At 69.3% G+C, this 12305-nt stretch carries 12 protein-coding genes; 11 read left to right on the forward strand and 1 reads right to left on the reverse strand.

Features of this window, described 5'->3' with window-relative positions:
- Positions 1-10 precede the first annotated feature (10 nt).
- On the forward strand, positions 11-943 hold the full coding sequence (locus ABZ406_RS11490; protein WP_357759056.1) for an ABC transporter ATP-binding protein: 933 nt from the start codon (positions 11-13) through the stop codon (positions 941-943).
- Positions 944-1021: 78 nt separating this feature from the next.
- On the opposite strand, the gene ABZ406_RS11495 is transcribed toward ABZ406_RS11490, so the two are convergent.
- Positions 1022-1258, reverse strand: a complete 237-nt coding sequence (locus ABZ406_RS11495; protein WP_357759059.1) for a flavin reductase — start codon at positions 1256-1258, stop codon at positions 1022-1024.
- Positions 1259-1511: 253 nt separating this feature from the next.
- Between ABZ406_RS11495 and ABZ406_RS11500 the strand changes: the two genes are divergently transcribed.
- The 10 genes from ABZ406_RS11500 to ABZ406_RS11545 all read left to right on the forward strand — a co-directional run bounded on the left by ABZ406_RS11500 (position 1512) and on the right by ABZ406_RS11545 (position 12118).
- Positions 1512-2315, forward strand: coding sequence for a helix-turn-helix transcriptional regulator (locus tag ABZ406_RS11500; RefSeq protein WP_357759062.1), 804 nt, complete (start codon positions 1512-1514; stop codon positions 2313-2315).
- Positions 2306-2497 carry a DUF397 domain-containing protein gene (locus ABZ406_RS11505; protein ID WP_357759065.1) on the forward strand — a complete coding sequence of 64 codons (192 nt, stop codon included), beginning with the start codon at positions 2306-2308 and terminating at the stop codon, positions 2495-2497. The genes ABZ406_RS11500 and ABZ406_RS11505 overlap by 10 nt, the downstream gene beginning before the upstream one ends.
- Before the next feature lie 218 nt (positions 2498-2715).
- The gene (locus ABZ406_RS11510) at positions 2716-3504 is read left to right on the forward strand and encodes an ABC transporter permease (RefSeq protein ID WP_357759068.1); all 789 of its coding nucleotides are present in this window, start codon (positions 2716-2718) and stop codon (positions 3502-3504) included.
- A gap of 37 nt (positions 3505-3541) precedes the next feature.
- Positions 3542-4351 carry an ABC transporter permease gene (locus ABZ406_RS11515; protein WP_357759071.1) on the forward strand — a complete coding sequence of 270 codons (810 nt, stop codon included), beginning with the start codon at positions 3542-3544 and terminating at the stop codon, positions 4349-4351.
- A 64-nt stretch (positions 4352-4415) separates the two neighbouring features.
- Positions 4416-5435 (forward strand): YihY/virulence factor BrkB family protein, encoded by a 1020-nt coding sequence (locus tag ABZ406_RS11520; RefSeq protein WP_357759074.1) that lies wholly within the window; start codon positions 4416-4418, stop codon positions 5433-5435.
- Between the two features lie 298 nt (positions 5436-5733).
- Positions 5734-6912 carry an ROK family protein gene (locus ABZ406_RS11525; protein ID WP_357759077.1) on the forward strand — a complete coding sequence of 393 codons (1179 nt, stop codon included), beginning with the start codon at positions 5734-5736 and terminating at the stop codon, positions 6910-6912.
- A gap of 193 nt (positions 6913-7105) precedes the next feature.
- Entirely contained in the window at positions 7106-8614 is a 1509-nt protein-coding gene (locus ABZ406_RS11530) for a sugar ABC transporter ATP-binding protein (protein ID WP_357759749.1), read from the forward strand.
- A complete protein-coding gene (locus ABZ406_RS11535) occupies positions 8611-9738 on the forward strand; it encodes an ABC transporter permease (RefSeq protein ID WP_357759079.1) in 1128 nt (375 codons plus the stop codon). The genes ABZ406_RS11530 and ABZ406_RS11535 overlap by 4 nt, the downstream gene beginning before the upstream one ends.
- A 97-nt stretch (positions 9739-9835) precedes the next feature.
- On the forward strand, positions 9836-10888 hold the full coding sequence (locus tag ABZ406_RS11540; RefSeq protein ID WP_357759082.1) for a substrate-binding domain-containing protein: 1053 nt from the start codon (positions 9836-9838) through the stop codon (positions 10886-10888).
- Between the two features lie 21 nt (positions 10889-10909).
- Entirely contained in the window at positions 10910-12118 is a 1209-nt protein-coding gene (locus tag ABZ406_RS11545; protein ID WP_357759085.1) for a Gfo/Idh/MocA family oxidoreductase, read from the forward strand.
- Positions 12119-12305: the final 187 nt, after the last annotated feature.

Consider the following 12305-nt stretch of genomic DNA (forward strand, 5'->3'; position numbering starts at 1 on the left):
GGGTCGGGCGGTGACTTCGGGGCGACCACTGATTCAGGCTCGCGGGCTGGTGAAGCGGTTCGGTGACTTCAGCGCCGTCGCCGGCATCGACGTCGAGGTGCGCTCGGGTGAGGCGTTCGGCTTCCTCGGGCCCAACGGCGCGGGCAAGTCGTCCACCATGCGGATGATCGGCTGCACCTCCCCGCCCAGCGGGGGCGAGCTGCGCATCCTCGACATGGATCCGGTGGCTGACGGGCCGGCGATCCGGGCACGCCTGGGGGTGTGCCCGCAGCTCGACAACCTCGATCCGGAGCTGACCGTTCGGGAGAACCTGACCGTCTACGCCCGCTACTTCGGCATCTCCCGCCGGGCGGCCCGGGAGCGCGCCGCCGAGCTGCTCGACTTCGTCCAGCTCACCGAGCGGGCCGACAGCAAGGTCGAGCCGCTGTCCGGTGGCATGAAGCGTCGGCTGACGATCGCCCGCGCGCTGGTGAACGATCCGGAGATCGTGCTGCTCGACGAGCCGACCACGGGGCTGGACCCGCAGGCCCGGCACCTCGTGTGGGAGCGGCTGTTCCGGCTCAAGCAGCAGGGCGTGACGCTTGTGCTCACCACGCACTACATGGACGAGGCGGAGCAGCTCTGTGACCGTCTGGTCGTCATGGACGGCGGCCGTATCGTCGCGGAAGGCTCACCCCGGGCGTTGATCGAGCAGCACTCGACCCGTGAGGTCGTCGAGCTGCGCTTCGCCGCCGAGTCGCAGGAGCCGTTCGCCGGCAAGCTCGACGGGCTGGGGGAGCGGGTCGAGGTGCTGCCTGACCGGGTCCTGCTCTACGTGCCCGACGGCGACGCGGCGGTCGGCGAGGTCACCGCGTTGGGGCTCCAGCCGGCGAACGTGCTGGTCCGGCGCAGCGGCCTGGAAGACGTCTTCCTGCACCTGACCGGCCGCACCCTGGTCGACTGACCGCTCTTGAATGATCGTTGGCAGCTCAGCCACACCTTCTCCGGCGCGTCGCACCGCTGAGCTGCCAACGATCACCGTTCAACGGGCTCTGGCCCAGGTGACGAACCTGTCGTACAGCCGGTCCTGACCGATCTGGCCGGCAAGGTCCCCGGCCGCCTCGTGAAGCACCGTGGCGAGGTAGACGAGCAGGCCGACCCGGTTCTCGCGGTACTCACCGAGCAACGCCAGGCGAGCCGGCGAGCAGGGCCATGCCGCACCGCAGGCCCGGCAGCGCCAGGACGGGCGTGCCGCCAGGTGTGGGCGGTACCGGGGCATCAGCGCCCGCCGCCGTCATGAGCCGACCAGGTGACTCGCACGAGGGACCTCCATCAGGTGGGTGGGAAGCGCCCCGGATCGGGGGTCACCGGGACGCTCCCCGGCCTGGTTCCGCCCGCCGTCCGATCCCGTGAGCGGTTCCGCTGCGTGACAGTCTGGTGATGGCCCGACTACCCTGGGAGGTTCCGCGCGCCGACGACAGGGGCGTACGGCGATCGGCCCGGCACGGTACGGGAATGTACGGAGGCTGTCCGTGGAGAGTTCGTCCATGCTGGAGCACTTCGCCGAGGAGCTGCGGCTGGCCCGGGCCGCAAACGGGATGTCGCAGACGGCGCTGGCCGAGGCGCTCAGCTATTCCGGGGCGCTGGTCGCCAAGGTGGAGACCTCCGAGCGGCGGCCGAGCCTGGACTTCGCCCGCCGCTGTGACACCGTGTTCGGGGCCGACGGCCGATTCGAACGCATCCAGCGACGGATCAGCCGGGAGGCAGTGGTGCCGTGGTTCCGCGACTGGGCCGGGATCGAGCAGGAGACCACAGCGCTGCGCTCGTTCGAGCCGCTGTACGTTCCGGGTCTGGTGCAAACCGAGGGGTACGCCCGCGCCATCCTGGCCGGTGCCGGGCTCTTCGCGGCGGACGAGGTCGAGCAGCAGGTGACCGCCCGGCTTGACCGGCAAGGCGTGCTCACACGGGACCGGCCACCGCTGCTCAGCCTGGTCATCGACGAGTACGCGCTGCGCCGCCACGTCGGCGGGCTGGAGGTGATGCGCGAGCAGTTGCATCATCTGGTGAAGCTCGGTTCGGCCCTGCCCCGGGTCCGAATCCAGGTCGTGCCGCTCTCTGCCGGTGCGTACGCTGGGCTCGATGGTCCCTTCGTGATCGCCACCACCGCCACCGGCGAGGACGTCGTCTACCTGGACGGGCAACGCCACGGGCAGGTGATCGACCGGTCCGAATACGTGCGTCAGATGGTCGAGGTGTGGGAGTCGATCCGGGGTGAGGCACTATCGCAGCAGCAGTCCCTCGACCTGATCGCGGAAGTGGCGGAGACATGGAGCTGAGCGGCGCCCGCTGGCGCAAGAGCATTCGCAGCAACGGCAGCGGCGGCAACTGTGTCGAGGTTGCCGCCAACCTTCCCGGGCTGGTGGCCGTCCGCGATTCGAAGGACCCGACCGGCCCCGTGCTCGTCTTCCCGCCCGACACGTGGCGTGCGTTCGTGGGTTCCGACTCGGTCCGCCGGTAACCAGCGGCCCCGCCGTTCCGGCGACTCGGCTTCCAGGAAGTCGGGGCATCTGGACGGCTCCGACACCGCGACTTCCTGGAAACCGAGTCGATCAACGACGGGAACCCGGAACGACGTGGCGAAACCCGGGCGACACGTCGACGGGGCCGTCGTACGGTGACCACCGGTTTGTCGTACCCCGGGGGTAGACAGGTCGTGGCGAAGAGCGGGGTGGTCGGGTGAGTGTGACGGGATTGGCGCGGTTCCCCTGGGTGCCGGCGTACGCGGTGTTCGAGCACCACCTGGTGGGTCTGCGGCGCACCTGGCGGGCCGGGGTGTTCTCCTCGTTCCTGCTGCCGGTGCTGACCGTCCTTGGGTTCGGGCTGGGCGTCGGTGCCTACATCGACCAGGGCGTCGGCGGGGTGCGTTACCTCGACTGGCTGGTCCCCGGGCTGATCGCCTCGACCGCGCTCCAGGTGACGGTCGGCGACTCGACCTGGCCGGTGTTCAGCAACTTCCAGTGGGTCAAGACCTACTTCGCGCAGGGTGCGTCGCCGCTGCGGGTGGGTGACATCGTGGCCGGGCACCTGGCCTTCGTGCTGTTCCGGGTGCTCACCACGATCGCGGCGTTCCTGCTGGTCACCGGGCTGTTCGGGGCGTTGCGGTCGCCGTGGGCGCTGGCCACCCTGCCGGTGGTGGCGTTGCTCGGGCTGGCCGTCGCCGCGCCGACCTTCGCGTACGCCGCGTCGGTGGCGACCGACAGTTGGCTCGCGATGCTGTTCCGGTTCGCGGTGATTCCGATGACGCTCTTCGCCGGGGTGTTCTTTCCGGTCGACTCGTTGCCGGAGGCGCTGCGCTGGCTGGCGTACGCGACGCCGCTGTGGCACGCGGTGGACCTGTGCCGCGCGGCCACGCTGGGCGCGGCCCCACAGTGGTCGGTCGCCGGGCATCTGCTGTACCTGGCCGTCTGGGCGGTCGCCGGCTGGTTGCTGGCGGTGCGCGCCTTCCGTCGCAAGCTCGTCGTCTGACCGGCGACTCTTCCGAACAGCAAGCAGAGAGGGTGTCGTGGTCACGCTGATCCTGCCCCGGCTGGTCGACGTCTCCGCCGCGTCCCGGCGGTCGGCGTCGGTGGTCGGGCGTAACGTCGCGGCGCTGAAGTCGGTCTACTGGCTGTTGCTGCTGTCCGGCTTCGTGGAGCCGCTGCTCTACCTGCTCTCCATCGGGGTGGGCGTCGGCGCGCTCGTCGGTGACCTGCCGCTGCCCGACGGGCGCTTGGTCTCGTACGCCGAGTTCGTGGCCCCGGCGATGCTCGCGTCCTCGGCGATGACCGGGGCGCTCGCGGAGACCACGTTCAACTTCTTCGGCAAGATGAAGTACATGAAGCTGTACGACGGGATGATCGCCACCCCGGTACGGCCGTTCGAGATCGCCGTGGGCGAGTTGGGTTGGGCGATGCTGCGGGGCAGCGCCTACTCGGCGGCGTTCCTCGGGGTGATGGTGGCGCTGGGGTTGACGAGCGTCACCCGCGCGCTGACCGCACTCCCGGCGGCGGTGCTCGTCGGGTTCGCGTTCGGGGCGATCGGCATGGCGATCTCCACCTTCATGCGCAGTTGGCAGGACTTCGACCTGATGGGCTCCGCACAGTTCACGCTCTTCCTCTTCTCCGGCACGTTCGTGCCGGCGCAGGCCTATCCGACAGTGCTGCACTGGCTCGTCGAGATCACCCCGTTGTACCGGTCGGTGCACCTGATCCGGGGGGTGGCGCTGGGCAGCGGTGGGTGGCTCTGGCTGCTCGACGTGCTCTATCTGCTGGCCATGGTGGCGATCGGCCTGCTGGTGGCTTCGCGGAGAATGGCGAGGTTGCTCTACACATAGGGGTTATCCGCGCCCGTCGACGGGGCATGTCCCGAGGTGACACCGTCGAGCAGGAGGAGGGGCGATGGCCTCGGACGAGTCTTCCGTCCAGCGTGAGCGTGATCCCGCGACCACGCCGGTCGGGCCCGACGCGGGTCCGGACAGCCCCACCGACCTGCCTGGCAGTGGGTGGAAGGCGGCGATGCGCCGGACGGTCACCGAATTCCAGGACGACAGCCTGACCGACTGGGCGGCGGCGCTCACCTACTACGGGGTGCTGTCCATCTTCCCCGGCGTGCTGGTGCTGATCTCCCTGCTCGGCCTGCTCGGCGAGAGCGCCACCGAGGGGGTCAAGGACACCGTCAACCAGGCGGTGCCGGACGACAGCATCCGGCAGATCATCACCGATGCGATCGGCGCCGCGGACAAGAACGGTGGCCTGGCCAGCCTCGCCGCGATCATCGGTCTGGTGGCGGCGTTCTGGTCGGCGTCCGGTTACGTCGGTGCGTTCATGCGGGCGTCGAACACCATCTACGACGTGCCGGAGGGCCGGCCGATCTGGAAGACGCTGCCGATCCGACTCGGCGTGACAGCGGTGATCGGGGTGCTGCTGCTGGCCAGTGCGGTGATCGTCGTCTTCACCGGCCGCCTCGCCGAGTCGGTGGGTGATGTGATCGGGCTCGGCTCGACGGCTGTCGCGGTGTGGGACGTCGCCAAGTGGCCGGTGCTGCTGATCCTGGTCAGCCTGATGTTCGCGATCCTCTACTGGGCGTCGCCGAACGCGCGGCACGGCGGCTTCCGCTGGGTCAGCCCGGGCGGGGTGCTGGCCGTGGTGATCTGGTTGGTGATCTCCGGCCTGTTCGCCTTCTACGTGAGCAACTTCGGTTCGTACAACAAGACGTACGGGGCCCTGGCCGGGGTGATCGTTTTCCTGGTCTGGCTCTGGCTGACCAACATCGCGATCCTGCTCGGGGCGGAGTTCGACGCGGAGTTGGAGCGCGGCCGTGCCATCGCGGCCGGCCACGCGGTTGACGACGAGCCGTACGTCGAATTGCGCGACGACCGTAAGCTCCGCAAGAAGCGCAACTCCGCCGGCAGCCGCTGACCGCACCGCACCGCACCTGCACTGCACCGGATCAACCGCACCGCACCACCGCACCGCCCCACCGCCGAGGACCGGCTGGTGGGGCGGTTCTGCGTCTGTCGATGGAACTGGAGGCGAGCGGTTGCGGGCGGCCCGTGATTCTTTCCTTGATCGACTAGTAGCTTTTGTTCTTTCGGACAAAAGTTGGTCTCGGAACGGTTGAAGCTATGGACAGGCGGCGTAGGGCGCTCCTACTGTGTCGGACACAACACATCAACATTGCGTCGATGTGAACGCTGCCAATGAAGAGGGGGCCCGGATGCGCACCGTCGACCCCCTGCACGTGCGTCTGCTGCGGTTGCTCCGCGACGAGGGCGCTGTGTCCCGCGCCGAGTTGGGCGACCGACTCCAGATGCCGCGTCCGCGCATGCTTGCCGAGCTGGATCGTCTGGTGGCGCTCGGTTACGTCGCCGAGGCCGGGCTCGCCGCGTCCCGAGGTGGGCGTCGCTCGACCCTCGTCGAGTTGAACCCGAAGCTGCGCTTCGCCGCCGTCGACCTCGGTGCCAGTTCGATGGACGTCGAGGTGGTCAACGGCCGTCTCGAACCGGTGGCCCACTACGCCGAGTCGGCCGACATCCGCAACGGCCCGAAGGTGACCCTGCAACGGGTCAACGAGTTGCTGCACAAGGCCCGGGTCGACGGCGCGTACGAGCGGCTGGACGCCGTCGGCATCGGCGTACCCGGCCCGGTCAGCTTCCGCGACGGCGTGCCGGTCTCACCACCGATCATGCCGGGCTGGGACCGGTTCCCGGTGCGTGAACTGCTCAGCCGGGAGCACGGCTGCCCGGCGGTGGTCGACAACGACGTCAACATCATGGCGATCGGGGAGCGGCACGGTGGGGTCGCCCACTCGGTGGACGACTTCCTCTTCGTGAAGATCGGCACCGGCATCGGGTGCGGCATCTACCTCACCGGCGAGGTCTACCGGGGCACCGACGGCTGCGCCGGCGACATCGGCCACATCCAGGTCGACTCGCACGGTCCGATGTGTTCCTGCGGAAACGTCGGCTGCCTGGAGGCGCTGTTCAGTGGTGCCGCGCTGGCCAAGGACGCCCTGGCCGCCGCCCGCAGTGGGACGTCGCCGGCGCTGGCCGAGCGGCTGGCCCTGCGGGGCGTGGTGACCGCGCTCGACGTCGCCGAGGGTGCCGTCGAGGGCGACGTGACCTGCATCCAGCTCATCCGGGACGGCGGACGGCGGGTCGGCGGAGTGCTCGCCGGCCTGGTCAGCTTCACCAACCCGTCGATGATCGTGATCGGCGGAGGGTTGGCCCAGCTGGGTCACATCCTGCTCGCCGAGATCCGCAGCGTGGTCTACCGCCGGTCACTGCCGCTGGCTACCGGCAACCTTCCCGTCGTCCTGTCCGAGTTGGGCGGCCGTGCCGGTGTCACCGGCGCTGCGGTGCTCGCGAGCGACGTCGCCTTCGGGGAAGCATCGTGAGCGCGAGGAGTGAGCCGGGTTTGCGAGCCCCGCAGTCGCGAACCGAGGCCGGCACAGTGAAGCTGTTCGAGGTTCTGTCGTGAGCGAGGAGGAGACTGTGGCTCTGCCCGAGGATGACCCCGCCACCGCGTCGGCCGAGGCCGTCGCCGAGGCGCCGCTGGTCGAGGCTCCCGCCGACACCGTCGCGGGCGAGGTGGTCCTGCGCCTCACCGACGTGGTGAAGACCTTCCCCGGCGTACGCGCGCTCGACGGCGTGCAGCTTGAGGTACGCGCCGGCGAGGTGCACTGCCTGCTCGGGCAGAACGGCGCCGGCAAGTCCACCCTCATCAAGGTTCTCGCCGGGGTGCACCAACCGGATTCCGGTCAGGTGGAGTGGCGCGGTGAGCCGGCGACGTTCGCCAACCCGCAGGCCGCGATGAAGGCCGGCATCGCCACCATCTACCAGGAACTCGACCTCGTCGAGGATCTGTCGGTGGCGGAGAACGCGTTCCTCGGCCACGAATACCGCAGCTTCGGCTTCGTCCGGCGCGGACGGATGGCCCGGCACACCCGGCAGATCCTCGGCCGGCTCGGCCACGGTGAGATTCCGCCGGGGCGGATGGTCAGGTCCCTGCCGGCGGCGGGCAAGCAGATCGTCAGCATGGCGCGGGCGCTGTCGCACGAGGCCCGACTGATCATCATGGACGAGCCGAGCGCGGTGCTGGCCCACGACGAGGTCGGCAACCTGTTCCGGATCATCCGTGAGCTGACCGCGCAGGGCATCGCCGTCATCTACATCTCCCACCGCATGGAGGAGATCCGCGAGATCGGCGACCGGGTCACCGTACTCAAGGACGGCCGGACCACCGCGGCGAACCTGCCGGCGCGCGACACCCCGACCCGCGACCTGGTGAGCCGGATGACGGGCCGCACCATCGAGTACGTCTTCCCGGACCGGCCGACCGACGACTCCGCTGGTGACGAGCTGCTCCAGGTGGAGGGGTTGACCCGCACCGGCGAGTTCGCCGACGTCTCGCTGACAGTGCGTGCCGGCGAGATCGTGGGCATCGCGGGGCTGGTCGGCTCGGGTCGTTCCGAACTGCTGGAGACGATCTACGGTGCCCGCCTTTCGGAGGCCGGCACGGTGCGGATGGACGGGAAGGCCCTGCGGCCCGGCGTCGGCGCTGCGGTTCGCGCCGGCATGGGGATGGCTCCGGAGGAACGCAAGAGCCAGGCGCTGCTGCTCGGCGAGCCGATCTACCGCAACGTCACGCTTGCCACCTTCGGCCGGTACGCGCGGCTCGGCTTCACCAACGCCAGCAAGGAACGTGCCGAGGCGGACCGGATCGCGGAGACCCTGGAGCTGCGGCCCCGGGACGTCGACCGGCCGGTACGCACGCTGTCCGGCGGCAACCAGCAGAAGGTGGTGGTCGGGCGGTGGCTGCTCGGCGGCACCAAGTTGCTGCTTCTCGATGAGCCGACCCGGGGCGTGGACGTGGGCGCCCGGGCCGAGCTGTACCAGGTCATCCGGGGATTGGCCGCTCAGGGCGTGGGGGTGCTGCTGGTCTCCAGCGAGGTGCCCGAGGTGCTGGGTCTGGCCGACCGGGTGCTGGTGATGCGGGAAGGGCGTGTCGTCCGCGAAGCCGCGGCCGGCGAACTCGACGAAAACACTGTGCTTGACCTCGTTATGGCGGGGTCCTTGATGGAAGGCGCACCGGCATGAGCGACGCGACTCCCACTCCCACCGCGACACCGGAGCGCCCGCAGCTTCCGGCGCAGTCGCCACCGGTGGACCCGGTGGAGACGGCGGTGGCCAGCAACAAGGCAGGGTCCGGGGGCAAGCTCTCCTGGTGGCGGGGTGACGGTGGCGACGGCGCCAAACGCAACCTCGGTCTGATCGGGGTGCTGGCCGCGCTCATCGTGGTCGGCGCGGTCACCAAGCCCGACCTGTACGGCGACCCGAACTGGGTCTGGAACAACGTCCTGGCCATCCTCCAGTTGGCCTCGGTCGTCGGCGTGGTCACCGTCGGGATGACCTTCGTGATCATCGGTGGTGGCATCGACCTGTCGGTGGGCGCGATCGTCGCGCTGGCCGGGGTCTGGTGCACCACTGTGGCCACCCAGAGCTACGGCGCCGGCGGCATGATCTTCGCCGCCCTCGCGGTCGGCGTCTGCGTCGGCCTTGTCAACGGGGTGCTCATCTCGTACGGGCGACTGGTCCCCTTCATCGCGACGCTCGCGATGCTGGTGGCCGCACGGGGGCTCGCGGCATCGATCTCCAACAAGCAGACCCAGGTGTCGAGCAGCACGTTCATCAACGACATCGCGGCCCGCAAGGTGATCGGCATTCCGATCCTCGTCTACATCCTCGGCGCCGTCGTGCTTGCCGGTTGGGTGGTGCTCAACCGGACGACCTTCGGCCGGCGGACCATCGCCGTCGGCGGTAACCCGGAGGCGGCTCGACTGGCCGGCATCAACGTCCGGCGGCACACCATGCTGCTGTACGCGCTCTCCGGTCTGTGCTGCGGCATCGCGGCCATCATGCTCACCTCGCAGGCGACCTCGGCGCAGGCGGCGATGGCCAACCTGTACGAGTTGGACGCGATCGCCGCGGCGATCATCGGCGGGACGTTGCTCAGCGGCGGCCGGGGCACCATCGTCGGCTCCCTGCTCGGCGTCATCATCTTCGCCACCATCACGAACCTCTTCGCCATCAACGGCCTCTCCATCGAGGCGCAGAACATGGTCAAGGGCGGCATCATCGTCGCCGCCGTCCTGGTCCAGCAGTTCCAGTTCAAGTCAGTCACTCGGCTCCTCGCGCGGAACAGGGTCACCACCGCAACCTGACGCACCGCACCGTTGTCCTGGCGACGTCGAGACATTCGACGGAGGCCGGGTCTCGCACACCCTCATCACGTCAAATCCCGCTCCCAGGAGGTCATTAATGACCCAGCACAGTCGCGACCTGTCGCGCCGCCGGTTGCTCTTCGGTGGAGCCGCAGTGGGCGCTGCCACCCTGCTCACCGCCTGCACCAGCAACGACACCCCGGCCGCCAGCACCCAGACCAAGGCCGCCGGAAACACCGAGGGCAACAACGCCCCGGGCAAGAAGGTCGTCATCGGCTTCTCCGCCCCGGCCGCCGACCACGGCTGGATGGGCGCGATCCACGCCAACGCCAAGGCCCAGGCCGCGGCGTACTCGGACGTGGAGTTCAAGGAGGTCGACGGCGGGTCGAACTCCGAGGCCCAGCGCTCCACGCTCGGCACGCTGATCGCCCAGAAGCCGGACATCATCGTCGTGCTGCCGCACGACGGCAAGGAGGTCAACGCTGTTGCCCTCCAGGCGATGCAGGCGGGCATCCCGATCGTGAACCTCGACCGGGCGTTCCCCGACGCGCTGGCCTCGCGGCTGGTCATCAAGGGCGACAACTACGGCATGGGCGTCTCGGCCGGGCACTACATCGGCAAGATGCTCAAGGACAAGGGCGTCACCAACCCGGTCATCGGTGAGATCGCCGGCCTGGAGATCCCGCTGACCGTCGAGCGCAGCGAGGGCTTCAAGGCCGCCCTCGCGACGTACGGGTTCAAGGTGAGCAACCGGCGCTCGGCCGAGTTCACCTCGGACAGCGGCCAGCGCGAGGCGGCCCAGCTCCTCCAGGCGCTGCCGAAGATCGACGCGGTCTGGAACCACGACGACGACCAGGGCATCGGTGTGCTCGCGGCCGTCAAGCAGGCCAACCGGTCGGAGTTCTTCATGGTCGGCGGCGCGGGTTCCAAGCTCGCCATCGACGCCATCAAGGCCGACAACACCGTGCTGAAGGCCACTGTCACCTACAACCCGTCGATGGCCTCCTCGGCGATCTCGCTCGCGCGGCTCGTCGCGCAGGGTCGGGGCCTGGGCGACCTGACGGAGCTTCAGGTGCCCAAGGAAGTGACGCTGGCCTCGGAGACGATCACCAAGGAGAACGCGAGCAGCTACGACAAGCTCGGGTTCTGACATACCGGGGGGAGACCCACCTTGTCCACGACAGACAGAGAACTGCGGGTCGGCATGGTCGGCTACGCGTTCATGGGCGCCGCGCACTCACAGGCGTGGCGCACCGTGAACCGTGTCTTCGACCTGCCGGCGCGGGCCCGGATGGCGTTGATCTGCGGCCGAGACACAGCGAAGGTGGCTGACGCCGCCGACACACTCGGCTGGGACGCGTACACCACCGACTGGCGAGACCTGATCAACCGGGACGACATCGACGTTGTCGACATCTGCACACCGGGAGACAGTCACGCCGAGATCGCTCTCGCCGCGTTGGCCGCAGGCAAGCACGTTCTGTGCGAAAAGCCGTTGGCCAACACGGTGGAGGAGGCGCGGGCGATGACCGCTGCGGCGGATGTCGCCCGGGCCGCCGGAGTGCGGTCGATGTGCGGGTTCAACTACCGCCGGGTCCCCGCGGTCACGATGATGCGCCAGTTGGTCGCCGACGGACGGCTCGGGGTGATTCGACACGTCCGTGCGACGTACCTGCAGGACTGGATCGTGGACCCGCAGTTCCCGCTGGTCTGGCGGTTGCAGAAGGACAGGGCGGGCTCCGGCGCGCTCGGTGACATCGGTGCGCACATCATCGATCTGACCCAGTTCGTGACGGGTCAACGGATCAGTGGCGTCAGCGCGGTCACCGAGACCTTCGTCAAGGAGCGGCCGTTGCCGGCCGAGTCGAGCGGTCTGGCGGCCTCGGTGGACGGCCACGCGGCCCCCACCGGGACGGTCACCGTCGACGACGCCGCGGTCTTCGTGGCACGGCTCGACGGTGGCGCCCTGGCCACGTACGAGGCGAGCCGGTTCGCGACCGGCCGTAAGAACGCGCTGCGGGTCGAGATCAACGGCTCGCTGGGCAGTGTGGTCTTCGACCTGGAGCGCCTCAACGAGCTGGAGTTCTACGACGCGACCCGCCCGGCCGTGGAGCAGGGCTTCAGTCGCATCCTGGTGACCGAGGGCGAGCACCCGTACATGTCGGCGTGGTGGCCCCCGGGCCACATCATCGGCTACGAGCACTCGTTCACGCACGAGATGCGCGACTTCATCGAGGCGGTCGCCACAGGTGTGGACCCGACTCCGTCGTTCGCCGACGCGTTGCAGGTCCAGTTGGTGCTGGACGCGGTGGCCCGTTCGGCGGAGCTCGGCTCCTCCTGGGCCGAGGTGGAACCGACGCTGACCGCGGCGGCTGTCTGACCGTTGACCATCCGCGACGGCGGTGTTCGCACCGCTGTCGCCCGACCGGCTTTCCGACGCCGACCGGCGAGGGACCAGCCACGGATTGCGCCCCGTGGCCGGGTCAGAGGTCGGTATCGGAGAGCGTGCAGCCGGGCCTGACGGCCCGGTGGCGCACGAGCAGGACGGTCGTCCGGTGCGACCGGAC

This window comes from Micromonospora sp. NPDC005710, from assembly GCF_040630995.1.
Classification (GTDB): Bacteria; Actinomycetota; Actinomycetes; order Mycobacteriales; family Micromonosporaceae; genus Micromonospora.

What these genes read in the sequence shown, in the direction of transcription:
- ABZ406_RS11540 (WP_357759082.1), top strand. Translation starts at nt 9,836, where the DNA reads ATGACCCAGCACAGTCGCGACCTGTCGCGCCGCCGGTTGCTCTTCGGT.
- ABZ406_RS11520 (WP_357759074.1), top strand. Translation starts at nt 4,416, where the DNA reads ATGGCCTCGGACGAGTCTTCCGTCCAGCGTGAGCGTGATCCCGCGACC.
- ABZ406_RS11495 (WP_357759059.1), bottom strand. Translation starts at nt 1,258, where the DNA reads ATGCCCCGGTACCGCCCACACCTGGCGGCACGCCCGTCCTGGCGCTGC.
- ABZ406_RS11535 (WP_357759079.1), top strand. Translation starts at nt 8,611, where the DNA reads ATGAGCGACGCGACTCCCACTCCCACCGCGACACCGGAGCGCCCGCAG.
- ABZ406_RS11525 (WP_357759077.1), top strand. Translation starts at nt 5,734, where the DNA reads ATGCGCACCGTCGACCCCCTGCACGTGCGTCTGCTGCGGTTGCTCCGC.
- ABZ406_RS11505 (WP_357759065.1), top strand. Translation starts at nt 2,306, where the DNA reads ATGGAGCTGAGCGGCGCCCGCTGGCGCAAGAGCATTCGCAGCAACGGC.